This window comes from Streptomyces sp. NPDC000941, assembly GCF_053599555.1.
Genome location: NZ_JBSFMM010000008.1, coordinates 73354 through 95500, shown reverse-complemented (window position 1 = coordinate 95500; position 22147 = coordinate 73354). Strand labels below are relative to the sequence as shown.

At 66.4% G+C, this 22147-nt stretch carries 14 protein-coding genes; 7 read left to right on the top strand and 7 right to left on the bottom strand.

Going from position 1 to position 22147, the window contains the following annotated elements:
• The first annotated feature begins 45 nt into the window (after positions 1–45).
• Positions 46–3681, top strand: a complete 3636-nt coding sequence (gene pglX, locus ACWDSL_RS05315) for a BREX-2 system adenine-specific DNA-methyltransferase PglX (RefSeq protein ID WP_450481934.1) — start codon at positions 46–48, stop codon at positions 3679–3681.
• Positions 3682–3684: 3 nt separating this feature from the next.
• Here pglX and ACWDSL_RS05310 read toward each other — a convergent pair whose 3' ends face one another.
• A complete protein-coding gene (locus ACWDSL_RS05310) occupies positions 3685–4341 on the bottom strand; it encodes an ATP-binding protein (protein ID WP_450481909.1) in 657 nt (218 codons plus the stop codon).
• A 295-nt stretch (positions 4342–4636) separates the two neighbouring features.
• Here ACWDSL_RS05310 and ACWDSL_RS05305 point away from each other — a divergent pair, with 295 nt between their 5' ends.
• The 4 genes from ACWDSL_RS05305 to pglZ all read left to right on the top strand — a co-directional run bounded on the left by ACWDSL_RS05305 (position 4637) and on the right by pglZ (position 12906).
• Complete coding sequence (locus tag ACWDSL_RS05305; RefSeq protein ID WP_450481907.1) at positions 4637–5512, top strand: helix-turn-helix domain-containing protein; 876 nt, start codon at positions 4637–4639, stop codon at positions 5510–5512.
• A gap of 3 nt (positions 5513–5515) precedes the next feature.
• Complete coding sequence (locus ACWDSL_RS05300; protein ID WP_450481906.1) at positions 5516–5740, top strand: DUF397 domain-containing protein; 225 nt, start codon at positions 5516–5518, stop codon at positions 5738–5740.
• Between the two features lie 265 nt (positions 5741–6005).
• Complete coding sequence (pglY, locus tag ACWDSL_RS05295; protein WP_450481904.1) at positions 6006–9953, top strand: BREX-2 system ATPase PglY; 3948 nt, start codon at positions 6006–6008, stop codon at positions 9951–9953.
• Between the two features lie 19 nt (positions 9954–9972).
• Positions 9973–12906 carry a BREX-2 system phosphatase PglZ gene (gene pglZ, locus ACWDSL_RS05290; protein WP_450481902.1) on the top strand — a complete coding sequence of 978 codons (2934 nt, stop codon included), beginning with the start codon at positions 9973–9975 and terminating at the stop codon, positions 12904–12906.
• Between the two features lie 21 nt (positions 12907–12927).
• Here pglZ and ACWDSL_RS05285 read toward each other — a convergent pair whose 3' ends face one another.
• Positions 12928–13965, bottom strand: coding sequence for a CBS domain-containing protein (locus ACWDSL_RS05285; protein ID WP_450481900.1), 1038 nt, complete (start codon positions 13963–13965; stop codon positions 12928–12930).
• Between the two features lie 8 nt (positions 13966–13973).
• Positions 13974–15782, bottom strand: a complete 1809-nt coding sequence (locus tag ACWDSL_RS05280; protein WP_450481898.1) for a GmrSD restriction endonuclease domain-containing protein — start codon at positions 15780–15782, stop codon at positions 13974–13976.
• A gap of 122 nt (positions 15783–15904) precedes the next feature.
• Here ACWDSL_RS05280 and brxD point away from each other — a divergent pair, with 122 nt between their 5' ends.
• Complete coding sequence (brxD, locus tag ACWDSL_RS05275; RefSeq protein WP_450481896.1) at positions 15905–17242, top strand: BREX system ATP-binding protein BrxD; 1338 nt, start codon at positions 15905–15907, stop codon at positions 17240–17242.
• Positions 17239–19389, top strand: a complete 2151-nt coding sequence (locus tag ACWDSL_RS05270) for a DEAD/DEAH box helicase (RefSeq protein ID WP_450481894.1) — start codon at positions 17239–17241, stop codon at positions 19387–19389. The genes brxD and ACWDSL_RS05270 overlap by 4 nt, the downstream gene beginning before the upstream one ends.
• Positions 19390–19580: 191 nt before the next feature.
• On the opposite strand, the gene ACWDSL_RS05265 is transcribed toward ACWDSL_RS05270, so the two are convergent.
• From ACWDSL_RS05265 to ACWDSL_RS05250, 4 genes are all read right to left on the bottom strand, one after another.
• Positions 19581–19814 (bottom strand): hypothetical protein, encoded by a 234-nt coding sequence (locus ACWDSL_RS05265; RefSeq protein ID WP_450481892.1) that lies wholly within the window; start codon positions 19812–19814, stop codon positions 19581–19583.
• A gap of 378 nt (positions 19815–20192) precedes the next feature.
• Positions 20193–20672, bottom strand: a complete 480-nt coding sequence (locus ACWDSL_RS05260) for a hypothetical protein (protein ID WP_450481890.1) — start codon at positions 20670–20672, stop codon at positions 20193–20195.
• A 274-nt stretch (positions 20673–20946) separates the two neighbouring features.
• Entirely contained in the window at positions 20947–21582 is a 636-nt protein-coding gene (locus ACWDSL_RS05255) for a DUF6879 family protein (protein ID WP_450481888.1), read from the bottom strand.
• Positions 21575–21844 carry a hypothetical protein gene (locus tag ACWDSL_RS05250; RefSeq protein ID WP_450481886.1) on the bottom strand — a complete coding sequence of 90 codons (270 nt, stop codon included), beginning with the start codon at positions 21842–21844 and terminating at the stop codon, positions 21575–21577. The genes ACWDSL_RS05255 and ACWDSL_RS05250 overlap by 8 nt, the downstream gene beginning before the upstream one ends.
• Positions 21845–22147: the final 303 nt, after the last annotated feature.

The window sequence follows — 22147 nt, the reverse complement described above, 5'->3', positions numbered from 1 at the left end:
AAGGCGAGCAAGGCGGATCCGGCGCCCCCGAGGTGGGGTGCTTGGCTGAATGCGCGTTTGGCTGAGGGTGACCTGTCGGCTGACCGGGTGGACCAGTTGCGGGCGGCGGGCTCGGTTGCCGGTCGGTTGCGGACCGAGTACGACGAGGCGCGCAAGCTGGGGCGTACGGCGGCGACGTGGAACGCGTGGCTGGACGAGCGGGTCACGCAGGTCGCGGTGGCGTGGGTGTTGGGGACGGTGTTCGTACGGTTCTGCGAGGACAACCTGCTCATTGCGGAGCCGTATCTGACGGGACCTGATGCGGAGCGGCGGGACCTGGCGGAGGCGCGGTACGCGCAGTACGTGGAGGAGGACCCGGACCCGACGTACCGGGGGTGGCTGGAGCGGGCGTTTGAGGAACTGGGCGCGGGCCAGGCCGGGAAGCTGCTGTTCGACAAGCGGCGCAATCCGCTGTACCAGATTCCGCTGTCGCACGATGCGGCTCGGGCGCTGGTGGAGTTCTGGCGCGAGCGGGGTGAGGGTGATGACGGTGACAGGCTAGTCCATGACTTCACCGACCCGCTTGATGAGGATGACCCTACGAAGGGGTGGGACACCCGGTTCTTGGGTGACCTTTATCAGGATCTGTCGGAGTCAGCACGGGAAACGTATGCGCTTCTACAGACACCTGAGTTCGTGGAGCAATTCATCCTCGACCGGACAATGAATCCAGTGGTGCGTGAGCTGGGCGGTAAGTTCGGCCAGTTGAAGATGATTGACCCAACGTGCGGGTCGGGTCACTTTGTGCTGGGGGCATTCCGGAGGATGATGCGGCTGTTCGCGGAGCGGGAACCGGGGCGGGATGCGCATGAGCGGGTACAGGATGCACTGAATGCGGTACACGGGGTGGATATCAACCCCTTCGCGGTGGCTATTGCGCGGTTTCGGCTGCTGATCGCCGGGATAGCCGCGGCGAATCTGCGGACCCTGAAGGAAGCCAGTAAATACGACTGGCCAATCCACTTGGCGGTGGGAGATTCACTCATCCAAAGCCGTCAGCTTGAGATCGGCGTACGCGACACGACAGGGCAGAGCGAACTTGAATTTGTCACCGAGCAAAGGGATGAGTTGGCAGACTTTTCCTATGCAACGGAAGACGCACATGAGGAAGACTTTAAAAATATTCTAAAGCGAGGCCAGTACGATGTGGTGGTAGGGAATCCCCCTTACATCACGGTCAAAGATAGGAAACTGAACGCACTGTACCGAAGCCTATACTTGTCTTGCGCAGGAAAATACTCGCTATCCGTACCCTTCGCCGAGCGGTTCTTTCAGTTGGCAAAGACCGGGGACCCTAACGGACGCGGGTATGGCATGGTCGGCCAGATCACTGCGAATACTTTCACAAAGCGAGAGTTCGGAGCAAAGCTGATTGAGGAGTACTTTGCTCACAAGGTAGAGCTGACCGAGGTCATCGACACTTCAGGCGCCCGCATTCCTGGCCACAAAACACCCACAGTTATCCTTGTGGGGCGACGCCGCTCAGGCAATTCCCGCACAGAGATGATTCGAACCGTACGCGGCATTCAAGGCGAGCCAAAATCCTCAGAAAGCGGCATGAAGGGGCCGGTATGGAGCGCAATCGTCAAGCAGATTGACGATCCTCCATCCGTAAGCAAGTGGGTATCCGTAGAGAACCTCAGCCGCGATCAATACTTTCGCAAACACCCCTGGATGCTCACCGATGGGGCTCTCGAACTCAACGCGAGGATTCAGGGAAGTGCAAGGAAGAAACTGAGGAGCCTCCTCTCAAGAGATATTGGGTTCGCCAGCTTCCCCGGACAAGACGATGCATTCATCAGCACTCCGGAATCCCTCCGGCGACAGAGCATTACAGGGGGGATCGCCAAGAAACTTATTGTCGGTGAGGTTGTCAGGGATTGGAACTGCCGCCCCACTGAGAGCGCAATCGCACCTTATGATCAAGAGCTCAGCCCCATCCCTTATGATGCCGGTTCTTCTTGGGCGCGACTCTTGTGGCGGACGAGGACCCATCTGCGCTCAACTACGGATTTTGATGGCCAGACACAACATGATCTCGGAAAAGCTTGGTGGACATGGTATCGCTGGGTCGCCGAACGCTACCGAGCCCCTTTCTCGATCACTTTTGCTGAAGTGGCGACCCACAATCACTTTGTGCTCGACCGGGGCGGGAACGTATTCAAGCAGACGGCACCTGTGATCACACTTCGAGATGATACAGAAGAGGCTGACCATGTACGATTGCTCGGCCTCTTGAACAGCTCCACTGCGTGCTATTGGCTCAAGCAAGTGTGCTTCTGCAAGGGAAATGCCACCGCATCCAGTGGGATGGCCGATCAGCCCTGGTCATGGAACTACCAGTTCAACGGTGCAAATGTAGCAGACTTCCCCCTCCCTCCGGACTTCCCTACCGACTTGGCCACATCCATTAATTCCCTTGCCCAGTCACCGATTAGCACGAACCCTGAATCCTACATTTTCACCAATCATCCCACCACTCGATCTCTTGATGAATGCCGCAAGGCATGGGAATCGAGTCGGGGTCGAATGATCGCACTTCAAGAGGAATTGGACTGGCGGGTTTATTCGCTCTACAACCTGCACTCCGATGACCTTTGCGCACCCGAAGCAGCGGTGCCCGAAATCGCCCTTGGTGAGCGTGCCTTCGAAATTGTGCTCGCCCGGCGCCTCGAAGAGGGTGAGGCTCCCGGCGAGTGGTTCAAACGGCACAACTCCACACCCATTACCGAACTGCCCGACCACTGGTCCGACGCGTACAAGGCCGTCGTTCAGAAACGCATCGACGCCATCGAAACATCCCGCGCCATCGGCATGGTGGAGCGCCCCGAGTACAAGCGCCGTTGGGCGACCGATGGGTGGGACGTGCTCCAGAAGCGCGCCCTTAAGTCCTGGCTGCTGGACCGGATGGAGAACCGCGAGCTGTGGTTCCCGGACGGGCAGCCAACCATCCTCACCCGCGACCAGCTCACCTCGGCCCTCTCCCTCGATGAGGACTTCGTATCCGTCGCGGAGCTGTACGCCCCCCGCATCGAGCTGACGACCGTCGTCGCGGACCTCCTTGCCGACGAGCACGTGCCCTTCCTCGCCGCACTCCGCTACAAGCCCGACGCACTCAAAAAGCGTGCCGACTGGGAGCATGTCTGGGACCTGCAGCGGAAGGAGGACGCAGCGCCGGATGAGCCCACCAAGCGGAAGATCCGGGACTCGATCCCCGTGCCGCCCAAGTACACCTCAGCAGACTTCCTCAAGCCGTCCTACTGGCGTGCCAGAGGCAAGCTGGACGTGCCCAAAGAGCGGTTCATCTCGTATGCGACCGGCACGATCTCCGGGACGCCCAAACTGTTCGGCTGGGCGGGTTGTGACCACCGGGAGCAGGCGCAGGCTCTCGCCACGTACTTCACCAACCACGACGGGCTGTCCTCGGAGGAGATGACACCACTGCTCGCGGGCCTGCTCGAACTGCAGCCGTGGCTCGACCAGTGGCACGACGGCTTCGACCCGCTGTACGGCAGCTCCCCCGCGGCCTTCTTCACGGGCTACCGCGCCACTCAGCAGGGTGAACACGGTCTGACCGACGACGATCTGCGGGCCTGGCGACCCGCCCCAGCCACTCGTGGCCGACGCTCGGCCAAGAGCTGATCGCTATCCCGATGTCTCCTCCCCGTGTCTCTGCGGGGAGGAGACACCAGCGTCCCGCGCAGTCAGCGGCCCAGTGGAATCGATCCGCAGCGCAGAGCCGTCCTCCAGTTCAAGCACGATGGTGTGCCCACCATCCGACGCAGACCGCTCAGTGCCCACGCTCCGGACCACGTGCCACGCGCCCCAAACCCGAACACACTGACCTGCGCGGACCGCTGCCGCAGCGATCTCGATCCCCTCGCGTTCCGACACGAGATGCGGGGCCTTCAGCTCAGCCCAGACGGTCTTCCCGATCCCACACGCGCGTTGCTCGAACCCCCAGCGATGGGCCAGCGCTTCCACGAGCAGCAGTCCACGCCCGCCCGTCTCGTCTTCACAAGGCGCCCGCACCTCGGGCTTTCCTTCGCCCGCGTCGCTGACTTCCAGGCGCAGCAGGCCGTCGTCCGTCAGCCACGCGATCCTCACACCAATCAACCGGTCACGCGGCGCACGCACCCGCATGGCGTTGGTCACCAGTTCCGAGAGAACCAGCTCCCCCGTCTCGGCTGCTTCGGAACCGGCACCCCACTCACCAAGCACAGAATGCAGCAGCGCACGCGCTCTGGGGACGCTGCTCCGCCGACGAGACAGCCGGAACTTCACTTCCCGAGGTTCAGCCATGACAGCTCCCACCGATCCAGCGAGCGGTTCCAACTCCCAGGTGAAAGCGGGAACGTGCTCGGTCGTCAGTCGTCCCACGCATCTCCACCCACGCAGGACTTCGAACACACTCAGCATTCAGTTGAGCGCATTGCGTCACAGGGGCTAAGCTGCACCCCACAATGGGGCACCGTCAAGTCACCTGAAGTGTCAATTGACATGACGGTGAACAATCGATCACCTCTGACGCTTCCTGGATCGAAAATGTCCACCAATGGGCCGGTTACAGGCCAATCGCAAGCCACAAGGAGAAGCCATGAGCAACGGCAACAGCACCCTGCTGATGTCTCGCGTCACTTTCGGGCGGGCCTTGCGTCGGCTGCGGCAGGAGGTCAAGCACTTCACGATCGCCGACGTCGCAACCGCGCTCGACTGCGATGTCTCCTTGATCAGCCGCATCGAGACCGGGAAGCGCGTCTGCTCCCAACAACACTTCGCCCAGCTCATGAATCTTTACGAGGTTCCCCCGGACCAGCGCGACGAACTCGCTGAGCTTCACGCCGCTGCTCGGGAACGGCGACAGCCGTGGTGGGCCGCGTACAGCGAAGTGATCAGCGCGCAGTACGAACGCTTCCTTGGGTTCGAAGCGGCGGCCTCGACCGTGCACGAGTACCAAGTCGGCATCGTCCCCGGCCTGTTGCAGACTGAGGCTTACGCGCAGGCGGTCACTGGCGTGGGCTTCGCCTCGCTGGGCCCGGACCAGATCGAGGCACTTGTCGAAGTACGTAGCCTGCGCCAGCGGCACTGCCTGCATGAGACGGAGTCCCAACTCAAATGCCACTACGTGATCGCGCAGGCGGCACTCGACTTCCAGGTAGGAGGCAAGCGCACGCACCAGGAGCAGCTTGAGCGTCTGCTGGAGGTCTCAACGCACCCGAGTGTGGACCTCCGCGTCATCCCGTACGAGAAGGGCGAACAGGCCGCTCAAATCTCGGCGTTCATGATTCTTCAGTTCTCGGACGAGGACGTTCCCGACGTAGCTTTCGGCGAGTCTGTCGCTGGTAGCTTGACTATGGACGACCCAAGGGATCTGCGTCGCCTACACCGGCTCTTCGGCAGCCTCGCCAATGCGGCCCTCTCTCCGGAGGAGAGTCGCGACGTCATTGCTCACACGAGAAACAGGGACAGCTGACTGATGGAGAAGATAGATCTCTACTCGATCGACCCCGCCACGCTCTCCTGGCAGAAGAGCAGCTTCACCGCCAACAATGGCCAGTGCTTCGAATTGGCCCCCCTCCCCCAGGGAGGCGTGGCCGTCCGGGACTCCAAGAACCCCTCCGGCCCGCACCTCTGCTTCACCTCCGGCGAGTGGAAGGCGTTCAAGGCCGGAATGGCAGCCGGAGACTTCGACAACCTGTAGTCGTTGATCCCACAGCTCACCCCAGCCGCATCCAGCGCACGATGCACGCTGGTTCTCTCCCATACGCAAACCGTTACGATCGGGGACGGGCACACTCGCACGTGCCAGTGTGCCCGGGCACAGTCGCACGCGCGACTGACGACAACGCACCGGGACCGCCTGGAAGCATTCCGTGACCAGCGCGCGCACCCGGCCAGGGGGGGGCACCCTGCTGTCCGGGCCCACGCGATAAGAGGACGCAGGAACCAGGAGAAGCGAGACACAGATGGCCCCGAACGCCACCGGCACGGCCCCACTGCTCCGCGACGTCATCGACATCAAGACGTCGATCTCCACCTCCGACTTCGTTCTGAAGCTCGCTGAGGCCGTCACCGAAGAGGGGGCGGCCCGCGCGCTGCGGGATTACGTCGTCACAGAACGCCTCCTGGAGAACTTCGACGAGGCTCTCAGCCTCATCAAGGCGTCACTCGACGGGCACACCTCGAAGGCCGCCTATCTCCACGGCTCCTTCGGTTCCGGTAAGTCCCACTTCATGGCCGTCCTGCACGCCCTCCTCCGAGGCGCCCCGGCAATCCGCAGCCGCGGGGACTTCGACCCGGTCCTGGCCAAGCACGAGTGGCTGTCCACCGACGGCAAGCGGTTCCTCCTCGTCCCGTACCACATGCTCGGCGCGAAATCCCTGGAGCAGCGGGTCCTCGGCGGCTACGTCAGCCACGTCAAGGCCCTGCATGAGGGTGCCCCCACTCCGCAGGTGTACCGGACCGACGCGCTCTTCGAGGACATCCGCTCCCACCGCCGCCGCGTAGGCGACGAGTCCTTCATCGCCGGCCTGGCCGACGCCCCCACCCCCGGGGCCATCGCCGACGACGAGGATGACGACGAGTGGGGCGAACCGTTCGCCTGGACCCCGGAATTCCTCGACACCGCACTGTCGGCCGAGGAACTGGACGGCGGCGAGGTGAACCTCAACCTCGTCAACCCCAGCACCCCGGCCGAACTACGCGCGAAGCTCGTGCACGACGCGAGCGTCACCTGGTTTCCCGGGTTCGCCAGGAACGCCGCCGAGGATGAGCACGGCTTCATCTCCCTCGACGCCGGCCTCGCCGTCATCGCCGAGCACGCGAAGTCGCTCGGCTACGACGGGCTGATCCTCTTCATGGACGAGCTGATCCTGTGGCTCGCCAACCGGATCCACGACCAGAAGTTCGTCTCCCGCGAAACGGACAAGATCACCAACTTTGTCGAGGGCGCCGACTCACGCCGCGCCATCCCGATCGTCTCCTTCATCGCCCGTCAGCGTGACCTGCGGGAGCTGGTCGGTGAGGAGACCTCCGGCGCGGCCGAGACCGCCATCCAGGACAGTCTGAACCTGGCCTCCGGCCGCTTCGACAAGATCACGCTGGAGGACCGCAACCTCCCCCAGATCGCCCACGCGCGCCTCCTCACCCCCAAGGACACGGAGGCCGCCACCAAGCTCAACGCGGCCTTCGCGAAGATCAAGCGGGTCGGGCCGCAGATCTGGGACGTGCTGCTCGGTTCGGACGAGGCGACGACCGGCGCGGACGAGGAGTCGTTCCGGCTGACATACCCCTTCTCCCCCGCTTTCATGGACACCCTCGTCCATATCTCCTCTGCTCTCCAGCGCTCCCGCACCGGCTTGAAGCTCATGGGCCAGCTGCTCGCCAATCACCGGGACGACGCGACACTGGAGAACCTGATCCCGCTCGGCGACCTCTACCCCGTCATCGCGGACGGCGGCGACAAGCCGTTCGTGGACAGCCTGAAGGTGGAGTTCAAGGTCGCGGACAAGCTGTACCGGACCAAGCTGCGCCCTCACCTCATCGCGACGTACGACATCAGCGAGGAGGACGTCGAGCGCTATCAGCACCGCCGCGAGACCATCTCCGACCAGCAGCTTCTCGGCCGCTGCAGGGGCTTCGTCGGCGACAACCGGCTGATGTGCACGCTGCTGCTGTCCGCCCTCGCCCCCGGCGTTCCCGCCCTCCGTGATCTGACCATCCGGCGGCTCGGCGCGCTGAACCACGGCTCGGTCCTCTCCCCCATCCCCGGGGCGGAAGTCGGCGTCATCCAGGCGAAGGTCGACGAGTGGGCCACGCGCTTTGTCGAGATCAAGTCGACCGGCACCAAGACCAACCCCGGCGTACGGCTCGAACTGGCCGGGGTGGACGTCGACTCCGTCATCGCCAACGCCAACGTGAACAACAACCGCTCCAACCGCCGGGCCCTCGCCAAGCGACTCCTCGCCAAGGAACTGGACCTGGACGAGCACGAGCGGCTGGGCGAGGACGAGCTGACGCTCGTCTGGCGCGGGTCGGACCGCACAGCCGAGGTCGTCATCGGCGATGTCAACGACCAGGAGAACATGGCCGACCATGAGTTCTCCCCGAGCCAGGACGGTCTGTGGCGGCTGGTGGTCGACCTGCCCTACCACGAGAGCGAGCACGGTTCCGTCGAGGCGGTCAACCGCCTGCGTAACCTGCGGGAGCTGTCCGGCACCGGGCCCCGCACCGTGGGCTGGATCCCCACCTACCTGTCGGCGGCCCGCTACAAGGACTTCCAGAAGCTGGTGGTCATCGACTACGCGCTCGCCGACCAGCGTCGCTTCGACACCCACTACGCCCAGCACCTCAACGCCGACAACCGGGCGCGGGCCAGGGTGCTCCTCGAAGAGCAGCGAGAGTCGCTCATCAAGGCGGTGAAGGGCGCGTTCAAGCAGGCGTACGGCTGCGCGGACAAGAAGGCGGCCGACGTCGACGTCTCCTTCGACGAACACTTCCAGTCGCTGCGTGACGTTCCCGAGCTCAAGGTCTCCATCGGCCAGACGCTGTCCGACGGTGCCCGGCATATCGTGAAGAAGCTGCTGGCGCACCAGTTCCCCGCGCACCCCGACCTGGACCCCGAGGGCGCCAACACGGCGGTCACGCCCGCAAACGCCCGTACCGTGTTCGCTCACCTCCGGACGGCGGCGGAATCCGCCGAGCGACAGGTCGAGGTTCCCTCCAAGGACCGGGTGTGGATGCGGCGGATCGCGGCGCCCCTCGGGCTCGGCCAGCAGAAGGAGGTCTACTTCCGGCTCTCCAGCCGCTGGGTGGACCACTTCAACCTGCAGGCTCGCACCGACGGGGGCCCGGGCGACCTGAGCGTGGTCAAGCTCGCCGAATGGATCGACCGGCCCGAGCCGATGGGCCTCGACTCCTTCCTCGCCAACCTGGTCATCGCCTCCTACGCGGAGATGGACGACCGGGTATGGGTGCGCGCCGGTTCCCTGCTCGACCCCGCGCCCGAACTCTCGGCGATCAAGCCCCAGGACGCCCTGCGTTCCCAGCCGCTGCCGGAGGAATCCGTCTGGGAGGAGGCGGGACGCCGGTTCTGGGACATCTTCGGGGAGCAGCCTCCAAAGCTGCGCCGAGGCCGGCTGGTCAGCCACTTCGCCCGGCAGATCACGAGCAAGGCACGCGACTACAAGCCGCATGTGGACACCCTCGTCGAGGAGCTGGAGAAGCACGCGGCGCTGCTCGGCCTGGACGGGGCCGACGAACCCGCTACTGGCAGGCTCACCCTTGCCCGTCGCTCGCGTGACCTGCTGGGCGAGCTGTACGGCATCTCCCAGGGCTCGGTCGGGGGTACGGCGGCGGCCAAGCAGGTCATCACCGCCTTCGCCGCCTTCGACCTGGGCGAGGCGTCCGCCGGCCGCTACGGGGCCTCAATCAAGCAGGCGAAGGCCGTCGCCGACGCGCTGGTCGTCGCGGCCTGGGACATGCTGAAGCTCGCGCCCAACTACGGGCCGCAGGGCGAGGCGGTGCTGGAGGCGCTGCGCGGCGCGGCGCGTGCGGATCAGCGCACGATGCGGCTCGAGGACGCCTTGCGGGACGCGCGGAAGTCCATTGTCACCGTCATCGAGCGCAGCCAGGCACCCGCCCGGCCGCAGCCGCCCGCCGCCACGCCCACGCCCGCCCCCGCGTCCCCGGCTGCCCAGCTCACCACGCCCAATGAGGTGAGCCTGAACAACGACACCGCCCGGCCGCCCGTGTCCACCAAGCACCCACTGCCCGGCCAGCGCGCCGCGCGCCGCTCAGGCGGCGGACGGACGAGGGCGTCCCAGGCGATCGCCCAGCTCCGGGCGGAGCTGGACGAACTGACCGCCACCGAGCCCGATGCGACGATCGAGATCACCTGGCGGGTCGTGGAATGAGCGGAATGAGGCGTGTGCGGTGACCACCACGACCAGCACGAGCACCAGCACGAGCGCGGAGACGACCACGAGTGCGGTACGGCTCAACTCCGCCACCATCACCCAGTACCTGGCCTCGCAGCAGCGCGGTCTGACCCCGGACAAGCGCCGGGCCGTGCTGCTGCGCGCCGCACCGAGCTGGGACGGACCGGCCGAGCTGACGTGGGGCGAGCGGCGGCAGGTGTCCGTCGCCGTCGCGCCCTCGCCGCTCGCCGCGTACGAGCTGGTGCTGACGCACCAGGCACCCTCGGCGCCCGGCCCGGACGTGCTGGTGGTGCTCACCGACCGGGAGGAGGCCGAACTCGGCCCCGATCTGCTGGCCAAGGTGCACCGGCACCGTGTCAACGCGGTGGACACATGGGACGTCGTCCGGGAGACCTTCCGCGCGGTCAGCACCGACCGCCGGCTGCTCCACGAGAACTGGGCCGCCGAGGCGCTGCTGGACGCAACTCCGCCGGGCGGCTGGCCGCAGCTGCCGGGCGGGGTGCTGTCGTGGGACAAGGCGCTCAGCGAACTCACGCTCCGCAGGCTCGGCATCGGCCGCTACGACCCGGACCGTGACCAGCACCCCCATTCGGCGAACGGCGACGCGCTCGACATCCACACCCTGCTGAGGTGGTCGCTGGCGTCGGGCGGCCCGGACCGCTATCTGGCGCTGCGCGCGCCCGAGCGTGCCGGTATCCGGGAGTTCCTCGGCGAGTCGGATCAGGCGGGGCAGGCCGGGCGGGCGCTGCTCGCCCTGGTCGCGGCCGAGCACGGGCCGGACGCCGTCGCCTTCGGCCTCGTCTGCGCCTCGCTGTGGGGGCATGACGACGCTGCGGCGGGCGCGGAGAACTACCGGGCCCGGGGGCGTGCGGAACGCTGGTTCGGGGAAGAGCCGCCCGCTCATGGCCAAGATCTCGACGCGCTCGTGGCGGCCTTCGGTCGGTCCTGCGAGGAGTTCGTCTCCGGACTGCTGCTGACGGGGCGTTCGGCCCACGAAGAGTCGGCGGCGACCGCGCGCCGTCTGTCCGGTTCCGTAGGCGATCGTGCGGCCACCCTGGCACGGCAGTTCGGCGCGGAGCGGGCCATCCGTACGAGCCCTCTGCTGGCCGCGGGTCTCGAAGCCCGTTTCACCGCCGTCGGGGAGGCGCTCCTGGCCGGCCACCCGGCGCGGCCGTCGCAGGCGGTGCAGGCACTGGACGACCACCGGCTGGCACCCGATCCTGCTGCCCGCCCCCGCATCGAGCGCACGCGCATGGCGCAGCGGCTCACCCAGTGGCTCGCGACGAAACCAGCGGTGGAGAGCGAGGTGGAGAGCGAGAGTGTGCGGGCCGTCATCGGCCGGCATGTCGCCGACACCGGCTGGGTGGACCTCGCACTCGATCACATCGAGTCGGGCGGGGACCCGGATCCGACGCTGAAGTCCGCCTACGACGCCCTCTGCGGCTCCGTACGCGCCCTCCGTCGGGATATCGACCGGCACTTCGCCCGGTCCCTCGCCGCATGGACGGCGGGTGGCAGGCCCCCGGAGGACATGCTGACGGTGGAGACCTTCCTGCCCAAGGTCGTCGCTCCGGTCGTGAAGGCGGGGAAGCGCCGGGTCCTGCTCCTGGTCCTCGACGGGATGAGCGCCGCTATCGCCACCCAGCTCGGCGAGGAACTGCGCGACCACTGGGTGGAGTACGACCCGCTGCCCAAGGCGAAGGACACTCCACGGCGCCGGGCGATGGCCGCCGCGCTGCCCACTGTCACGGCCGTGTCGCGGACCTCCCTGTTCGCCGCCCGGCTCATGAGGGGCGCCCAGGCCGATGAGAAAAGGCTCTTCCCGGAGCACCGTTTCTGGGGCGAAGAGGAGGCCGCCGTCTTCCACAAGGACGACCTGCGCGGCGAGACCAGTGGCGCTCCCTTCGGGCCCGAGTTGCACGAGGCCCTGGTCGGTGACCGTACGCATGTCGCCGTGGTGCTCAACACCATCGACGACCGGCTTGCCACGGAGCAGAAGCTCGGTGACGGCGCCTGGCGGCTGGGAGAGATAGGAGGATTCCTGGACCTGCTGCGTTTCGCCGCCGCCCAAGGCCGGGCGGTGATTCTCACCAGCGACCACGGCCATGTCATCGACCGGCACGGGGTGCGGGTCAACACCGACCCCGACCGGGTGGAATCGGCCCGGCATCGTGCCGTGGGGGGCCCGCTCACGGAGACGGAGATCGCGCTCTCGGGACCGCGCGTAGCCGCCCCGGAGCCTGACGGCGAGATCGTCGCGCTCTGGGACGCCGACTCCCGTTACACCTCGCAGAAGGCCGGATACCACGGCGGGGCCGCCTTGGCGGAGGTCGCCATCCCGGTGCTCGCCTTCCTCCCCTTCGGCGCCGAGCCGCCGAACGGCTGGCGGGAGCTGGGCAGTCAGCAGCCGCCGTGGTGGTCGCTCACCCCGACTGCTGCCGAGTCGGCACCCACCCGGCCTGCCCCAGCCGCCGCCCCCGCGAAGAAACCGTCCAACCGGGCCAAGAAAGAAGCCGAGCTGGCCAAGAACCACGACTCGCTCTTCGACATGGTGCTGGTCCCCGCGGAAGGGGATGACGCCCTGCTCTCCGCCAGGCCGGTCTCGCCGGACGAAGCGTTGGTGAGCAGCCTAATGGCGTCCGAGATCTTCGAAGCCCAGATCGAGCTGCTTGCCCGCCGGCCCCGTCCGCCGGAGCTGGCCCGCGTGGAGAAGGCCGTACGGGCGCTGCTGGACGCGGGGGGCACGCTCCCGGTGACGGCTCTGGCCCAGCGCATCGGCCTGCCCGCCACCAGGGCGGCCGACGGCTTCGCCGCCGTGCTGCGTCAGCTGCTGAACCACGACGGCGTGCAGGTCCTGGAGACCTTGCCGGACGGGCGGACGCTGCGGCTGCACGCGGGCCTGCTGCGGGACCAGTTCGAACTGGCGTAACGGGTCCCGCGGCGGCCGGCGTCAGGCGAGCTGCCGGAGCAGCCCCACGAACTGGCGCAGTTCGTCACTCAACCTCTTCGACAGCGGATCGGGGTCGAAGTGCGCGATCATGTTGCGGACCACACGCACCCGGTCGAGCTGGTGCACGAACTGGATGCGGTCCACCCCGGTCCAGCCTAGGGCCTGCCAATTCTGGTCGGCGAGGGGGCAGAGGGCCGGGTTCTGCTGGTCACCGTCGAGAAGCTTGACGTAGCCGTTGAACATCAGATCGGTTATCTGACCGGTCTTCTTGTTCTTCGGCTGCACCGCGCGGATGTTGTCAGGGTCGAGGGCCGCACCCAGGCACTTGCGGAGCCGGAACTCGATCTCTCCCACCACGAAGAAGGGCCATGCCGTCGCATCGAAACGCTCGGTGATATCAGCGCCTGTGACGATTCCGGTGAACTGCCCGCTGTTGTCCCTCACAAGCACATAGCCGTACTCGCTGATGATCGGCAGAAGAGAGAAGAAGTCCTGGGGGGAGGCGGCGATCGGCGGATCGTCCACTAAGGCGTTGGCCAGGCTGATCGCTCCGTTGGTCTCATACATCTTGGCCACCGAGCTCCAGGTGACGACGCCATGCAGAGTCGTCCTGCCGTCGATGACGGGCACCTGCGAGTAATTCTTGGTACGCATGAGATAGGTGGCCGTGGTGACCTGCGCGTTCGACGGCACGCAGTCGACCCCGCCATACGCGGCCGGGAGATCCCCGATCCGGAAGGAGTGCGGAGGCAGTGCTCCAGACGTCAGGCCATCCGTCTCCTCCTCTTCCTCCTCGCCGTCCGACTCCTCCTCCGGGGCCACGACGGATTCGAGGGGCACGATGTGGACATCGGCCCGGCCGTTGCAGTTGGCGAAGTAGGGAACGGTGGAGAGGCCGGCGTCCTTCAGCCTCTGCGTGATGACCAGCACGGCCTGGTCACTTCTCACGCGCGTCCCGAAGAGCGCGAGGAGGTCTTTCACCGGGATCTTCTCGCCCTTGAGCGCGTGAAGCTGTTCCTCGGACGGCGTCTGCGACATGGCCTCGCTCACCAGCCCGCCGTGTCACGGAAGACGGTGCGCTTGCCCATAGCGGACTTCACCAGGTCGAGGAGTTGCCGGGCGCGGTTCTCGTAGAAGCGCTCGAAGTCCGCCTCATGCAGCGCCGTCGGATCGACGAGATGGGTGGCGAGGACGTCGTCGAACCACTCGGGGCGCATCCCCGACTCCAGCGTGAGCGACTTCAGGTAGACGGCGGGGGAACCGACGATGCTCCGGCCCGCTCGGAAGGACAGCGGCGTCTTGTTGACGATCGAGTTCGCCTTCGCGGCGCGGTTGGAAGCGTTCTTGGCGATCCATCCCTTGGGAAAGATCTGCCGTACTTCCACGTTGTGCTCGATCAGTCGACCCGCGGTGAGTGGTGCCTCGGTGAAGTACCAGTCCACCGCGCCCTGCTTGACCAGCAGCGCGTAGATGCCCTTGTAGGCGGCGCTGTTGCGCGTGGTCAGGCTGTCCAGCCGGTCGTCCAGGAAGGCGGCTTCGGTGACCGTGTCGGGGATGATCTCTCGAGCGTCCCCGACCCAGCCGATGAGCTGTTCCACGTCGCGGGTGAACCGGCTCTCCGTCGATCCGCCATACATCTCGCCGAGCACACCGCACCAGTACCACTGAGCGATTCGCTCGTCCGCTCCGGGAGTGTCCGTCGCCTCGCCGAGGACGGCCCGGACAGCGGCCAAGGGGACGAGCTGGGTGCGGTACGGAAGGTCAGCCGCGCGCACGATGCACTGCTGCTCCAGGAACGCGCCCACCCACTTGAAAGCTTCTGCCACCCGCGGTGCCAGGCGCCGGAAGTCCGCCAGCGGCAGACGCAGCAGATCACGGCGTTTGCACGACACCGAGCTGCGGAGCCTGGCCTGCTTCTCCTCCCAGGTGCGCACCAGGGCGACGGCCTGCAGGAAGTCGCTGCTGCTCAGGCCGTCCTCGACACCGGCCTCCATACGTCCGAACACCGGGTAGGAAGCGGTCAGGTCCTTCTTGATCTGCTCCCATTCGACGGGAAGCCGGTAATAGTCGCCGTACTCCGCGACATGCTCCTGATTGCCCGCGTACGTGGCCGTGAGCAGTTCGAAAACGTTGAGCGACACACCACCGGTGTTCACCCGCTCGAACACGGCGCACACGGCGTCCATGGTGGTAGAGGCCGGGAGCTTGATCATCGGTACCTGGAACTGCTGCACATGGTTGAGGACATGCTGCTGGAACTCGCTCCAGACGCCCCAGTTCGCCGGATCGGCCTTCACGAACTCCTGGAGCCACTGGTTCACACGATGCGGGTCGAACGCGATGTGGAGCGGGAAGAAGCCGGCCGCACACTCCTGCTCGGTCGTGCTCAGGTCGAGCACGACCTTGCGAGCGAAGCCAGACCTGAGGATCCGGTCCTCGGGGACGGAGACGACGGCGTCGTCGCGATCCGCGGGCGCCCCGATGGCCTTGGCGATGTCGATGTAGTACCAGCGCTCGAGCGGCTTACCGCGCCCGTCGACCGTCTCCACCGGATGGTCCCGGTACAGCGCCTGGAAGAGGGAGGTCATACGCTGCTGCCCGTCGAGGAGCAGTAACTCGGGGACGGTGCCTTCCGCGCTCTCCGCGCCGCTGAGCGTGCGAGGCTTGAACTTGGGGGTGCCGCCGGTCTGCAGCGCCATCACGACGCCGAGCGGGTAGTCGAGCGTCACCGTGGCGACCAGGGCCCTGATGCGTTCGTCATCCCATACCCATTCGCGTTGGAAATCGGGTAGCTGCAAAGCTCCGGATGCGACGTCTTTGAGAACATTGCCTAGATTGAGGCCGTCGAGCGCCACGCTGGGTCTTCTCCCGGATTGAGGCTGAACGGTGAACAGACGATTGCACCAAGTAACCACTCGTGCGTCAAGTGCCATAGCGCAACGGTCAGATGTATCCCTCGCAGTGCGAGACTGACGGGGTGAGTACAGACAGCCCCGGCCGAACCGGACCCGTCAGTGCCGCCCGACGCCGTGATGTGATCGACGCCCTTCGACGCGGAGCCGTTCCCGAAAGCGGACTCGGCCTCCTGGCGACTGGCCTCGAGCGGTTCGAGCAGGCACTCGACGCGGAGCTGGACGCCGTCGCTTCAGGTGCTTCGGTCTTCAAGGCGGTCCGCGGCGAGTACGGTTCCGGCAAGACGTTCTTCACCCGGTGGCTGGGCGAACGCGCCAAGCGACGTCGTTTCGCTGTCGCCGAGATCCAGATCTCGGAGAACGAGACACCGCTGCACAAACTGGAGACCGTCTACCGTCGGCTCACCGAGCGGTTGACCACTCCCGGATTCCCCCCGAGCGCCCTGCGGCCCGTGGTGGACGCATGGTCCTACGCCCTGGAAGAGGACGCTCTCGCCGCCGGAACCCCGGAGGATGAGCTGCCCAACGAGGTCGAACGGCTGATGACGGCCCGGCTTGCCGAGGTCTCACGGCACGCTCCGTCGTTCGCCATCGCGCTGCGGGGGTACCGGGCCGCTCTCGCGGCCGGTGACGAGGTCACCGCGTCTGCGGTCATGGCCTGGCTGGGCGGACAACCGCACGTGGCAGCCGCTGCCCGTAAGGCCGCCGGAGTGCGCGGCGATCTGGACCACTTCGGCGCCCTTGGATTTCTGCAGGGCCTTCTGACCGTGCTGCGGGACTCCGGGCATGCGGGGCTCTTCGTCGTACTGGATGAGGTGGAGACGCTCCAGCGGGTTCGCTCCGACGCACGTGACAAGGCGCTGAACGCACTGCGCCAGCTCATTGACGAGGTGCATTCGGGGCGCTTCCCCGGGCTCTATCTGTTGGTCACCGGGACGCCCGCGTTCTACGACGGCCAGCAGGGCGTCCAGCGGCTGGCCCCCCTGGCTCAACGGCTGGCCACCGACTTCACCACCGATCCCCGCTTCGACAATCCGCGCGCGGTGCAGCTGCGGCTCTCCGGCTTCGATCTTGACTCGCTCATCGGCCTGGGGCTGACCATCCGTGATCTGTACGCCAGCGGCTCTTCGAACCCGGACCGTGTCACGAGCGTCGCGGACGAGACCTACATCGGCGACCTCGCCAAAGCCGTGGGCGGGGCACTGGGCGGAAAGGTAGGGGTCGCGCCCAGGCTGTTCCTGAAGAAACTCGTCGGCGACGTTCTCGACCGTATCGATCAGTTCGAGGACTTCGACCCGCGAAAGCACTATGCGCTCACCGTGAACGCGGCCGAGCTGAGCGAGGTCGAACGCAATGCCGCGGCAGCCACAAGCGCCGATGACATCGCACTGGACCTTCCATGACGGAGGCGCCGGAGGCCGCCGAGCCACTGGACCGGCTGCACCGAGGTCTGATCCACCACATCGTGAACTCTCTGGGCTGGCCCGGTCTGCGGCCCCTCCAACAGGAAGCGATCGCGCCGCTCATGGACGGTTCGGATGCCATCCTGCTCGCGCCCACCGCAGGTGGAAAGACTGAGGCTGCGTGTTTCCCTCTACTGTCGAGGATGGCCGAAGAGAACTGGACCGGCACCTCGGTGCTCTACGTCTGTCCGCTCAAGGCACTGCTGAATAATCTGCTGCCCCGGCTCGAGACCTACACATCATGGTTGGGACGCACCGCCGCACTTTGGCATGGTGATGTCCCCCATACCCGCCGCAAGCGCATCCTGCGCGAGCGGCCGGATGTACTGCTGACCACTCCGGAGTCTCTGGAGGCCATGCTGGTTAGCGCGAACGTGGACCATCGGGCGTTCTTCTCGGGGCTGCGGACCATCGTCGTCGACGAGGTGCACGCCTTCGCGGGTGACGACCGGGGCTGGCACCTGCTGGCTGTGCTGGAGCGGCTGGAGCGCGTGGCCGGCCGGCCGGTCCAGCGGGTCGGGCTCTCCGCGACAGTGGGAAACCCCCATGAGCTACTGACATGGCTGCAGGGATCCGGAGCGGGCAAGCGCACGGCGCGGGTCGTCGCCCCACACCTACGGGAGAAGGCTCCGACTGTGCCTCCTCCTGGGGACATAGAGCTCGACTACGTGGGATCCCTGGCCAATGCCGCGACGGTGATCGCCGCCCTGCACCGGGGAGAGAAGCGCCTGGTCTTCTGCGAGTCACGCCAATACGTCGAGAAGCTCGGCGAATCTCTGCGCGCGAAAGGTGTGACCACCTTCCTCTCGCACGCGTCGCTGTCCGTCGACGAGCGGCGCCGGGCGGAGGAAGCCTTCGCCGAGGCCCGTGACTGTGTCATCGTCTCCACTAGCACGCTGGAGCTTGGCATCGATGTCGGTGACCTGGACCGGGTCATCCAGATCGATGCGCCCGGCACCGTCGCCTCTTTCCTGCAACGCCTTGGGCGCACCGGGCGACGGCCCGGCTCAAGGCGAAACTGCCTCTTTCTGACGGTGGACGAGGCGGGCCTGCTGTCGGCGACCGCGCTCCTCCTGCTCTGGTCCCGCGGCTGGGTGGAACCCGTCATCGCGCCTCCGGAACCCCGTCACATCGCGGCCCAGCAGATCCTCGCTCTCTGCCTGCAAGAACACCGTGTGGGTGACCGGTTGTGGCAGGAATGGTGGCGTGGACTCGGCCCGTTCGGCGCTTCGGCGGAGCCGATCGTGCGCCACCTGATCGACGAAGGCTATCTGGACGTGGACGGCGGGCTCATGTTCATCGGCCCTGAAGCGGAACAGCGTTTTGGCTTCCGGCACTTCATGGACCTCACCGCGGTGTTCACCGCGGCGCCCGAGTTCACCGTGCTGTCCGGCCGCACCCTGATCGGCACCACGGACCCCGCGCTGCTCACCGACGAGATCGTCGGACCGCGACGCCTGCTGCTCGCCGGACGCAGCTGGCAAGTGACCTACATCGACTGGTCGCGGCGCCGCTGTTTCGTCGAGCCGGTGGACGGTGGCGGAAGGGCTCGCTGGGGCGGGGTCGGCTTCATCCGCACCGCTTCGTACGAGCTGATGCAAGCAGCGCGAGAAGTGCTGCTCGGCACGACACCACCGGTCACACTGACCCGGCGCGCCGAGGGTGCCCTCGCTCAGGCCCGTGAGGGAAGCACCGAGCTGGTACACCCCGGCGGCACCGTGATCGTCCGGGGCGGGCGCGACACGAACGTGCGCTGGTGGACCTGGGCCGGATATCGGGCCAATGCCACGCTGGCCGCCACGCTCACCTCCGTCGCCGACCCTTTCCAGCGGCCCACGGACGCGTACGTCCGGCTACGTGAGGACATCACCCCGCAGGAGTGGAAGAAGGCGGTTGCGGAGGGCGCGGAGCATCTGTGTCTTCCCGCTGTGGACCCTCGTGCCCTGGCCGGGCTGAAGTTCAGCGCGGCTCTGCCACAGCGCCTGGCAGAAGCGACGCTTGCCTCCCGGCTGGCCGATCTCGACGGGGCGGCCGCGTCGCTTCGCGAACCCACCAGGTTCACGACGGTTCGGTCGCCCCTGGCCTGACTAAGGATCCTGTACACAGCACTTTCGCTGAGTACAGCGTCTTCGCGTATGTGCAGCCGAGTGCAACGCTGAGCCGCTGTTCGCCGGCGGTCGTGGCGTATTCGTGGCAGGGATCTTGGGTCGTTTCCGCGTCTGAGAACGCCGAGGCCTCGGATAACGCTGGGGCCTCTTGCATTGGCTGATCCCCAGGCTCAGGTCGGGCCAGTGAGGGCAGAGCCATCGACCAGTCGATCAGCAAGCGAGCCGAGGAAGTCCGCAGCTGCCTCCGGATGACCTTCGAAGACGCCTTCCAAGCGCGCTGCACTGATATAGGCGCCGACCAGCGATTGAGGTCTATAGAGCATGACCTCCGCCGTTTCGCGGGGCGGCAGTGGCGACGGGAGGTGCATGATCTCGGACTTCTTGAGCCAAGTGCTGATCTCCACTGCTCGCCCAACGCTTAAGCGTCCCCACTCCGGCTCGTAGTGCTCACGGAGCCATCCCATGGAGACAGCGGTAACCCCATGGTCCTCATCAACCCTGCTCCGGATGGCATCGCGCTGGTTTGGCATGTCCCCCCTCGGATCTTGCAGTGGGGGGATTCTGACACTACGGCCATAGTTCCGCCACATGCTCCCTATCTACCCCTGAGTGCGACGAGCGCGCAACAGGCCAAAGCAAAGGCCCCGAGACCCGAGTTTGTTACCCGCCCGACCGCTATCTCGATGGAGGCCACTCCCGCGTTAGCCAGGTGGCCAGCACCGAGCGCCGAAAGCCATACGGGCTGTCGATCAGCGATGGCGACCTCCGCCTCAGCCGCTACTTCAGCTTGTTTGCCGCTCGTCGTCCACCGGCCGGTACCCAGCGGTGACGGCCCGCAGCAGGGCGACCGCTTCCGGCTCCGGCAGCACACCGAGCGTGAGGCGGCGGGCCCCGTCACGGACGGCGAGGCCCGACAGGCGGCTGCGGCTGGTGACCAGCACCAGGCTGTGCGCGTTCCCAGGCAGCAACGGCCGGACCTGGCCGACGGTGGCCGCGTTGTCCAGGACGACCAGTACCCGGCGGTCGGCCAGCAACGAGCGGTACAACGCGGCAGCGGCGTCGAGGTCCTGCGGTACGGCATTGGTTGCGAGGCCGAGAGAGGTGAGGAAGCGGTGCAGGGCCTCACGCGCCGCTACCGGCTCCCCAGGGGCGTAGCCGCGGAGATTGGCGTACAGCTGGCCATCCGGGAAACGCTCCCGGACCTGGTGCGCCCAGCGCAGTGCCAGCGATGTCTTTCCGGCGCCGGCGGTGCCGGCTATCACGTATACCGAGACGACGAGCGGACCGCGGTCCTCGCTGGTGAGAACGGCGTTCAGCTCGCCGAGCTCATCGGTGCGGTTGACGAATCCGCGTACGTCAGCCGGTAACTGGCGTGGGGTGGGGCTGGCGGAACTTCCCGGGTCCGGCTTGTCCTGCGTGTGGAAGTGGATGCCTCCGTGGACATTCCTCGCCTGGACGACGTCACGTGAGGATCCCGACAGCTCGGAATGGGTGCTGCCGGACTGCTCGTCCCCTCCGCCTGGCGCTGCGATCGGCCTACTCCCTTTCTGCGCTCAGCGTCGGCGGGTCAAGGTGTGCCACCTCACGGTCGAAGTAGGAGATCACATCTTCACCTACCGCGTAGAGCGCCTTGATGTAGTTCTCCCAGCGCGCCACAAGATCACGGTCGGTGTAGCGGATCGCACCGTTCGCAACTCCTGTCTCGGTGTACAGGACCTGGAAGAGGGTGAGACCTCCGACCACGACCACTTCAGGGAGCGGGAAAGTGCTCTCCGAAGCAGCCACCCGTTCAGCAGGGACGACCCTGATCCTCTGCCCGTACTGCGCACGCTGCCGCTGGGAGTGGAGTTCCCACTGCACATACGGTGTCAGCGGCTTCTCGACCACCCGCACACGATGAAAGGCATAACCCCTGCGTGCCTCCTCCTGAGCGGCCGCGGCCAGGGTGTCGCGCCGGTCGGCGAGAAGCCGCAGCGCCTCATCCCAGTCGCCCCGGCGCAGGGCGTCGCGGCTCGGACTGCCCTGCTCCTCGAAGTGTTGCCGGCGTTCCAGCTTCCAGGAACTCCCGTCACGGATCGCGTCCTCCCGTTCCCGGAAGTCCTGCTTGTAAGCGGGCCGGGTGAGCCGTTCGCCCTGCTCAGGGGTGAGGGCAGGGGCAAGGAGATCAAGCATCGGGGATGTCCTTCTTTGCCGCGCTGAGCATGTTCCCTGGGATGACGACCAACCGCTCGTCCGGAGCGAGGTTCACGCCTTGAGGCAGACGGGTGCGGTAGACGGCTGTCAGATCTCTGCCGATCACGGCAACATCGCCATTGTTGAGCTGCCAGATGTCCGGGCACTCGTCATTGCCATCGGAGTTCCCCAGCTCTTCGGCCGATCTCCCCAGCCGACGCTCGAATAACGCGGACGGGTCAGCCTCCCAGGCACGGGCCACGTCTGCCTCCGGTCGAGGTGGTCGAGCGCGCTGTTGCTACACAGTGTATCCAGGGCTGTACCCAAAGGTGAGAGAGTCGCCCCATGGCTGTCACGCCGGCGATCACCACCGGCAGCGGCGGCCCCTCCGACGGTGACAGCCGGTCCCGGCGCCACACCTGACCATGAGGAGGCTCCGGCAAACCAAGTAGGTGGTGAAGCAGCCTGGTTCCCTCACCACCCGGCAGCTGTCCCGCGGCAGAACACCGGGGCGCGGCAGGGGGCCGCGAAGGGCGGCCCCATCCGCAGCGGCCGAAGGCCCGAT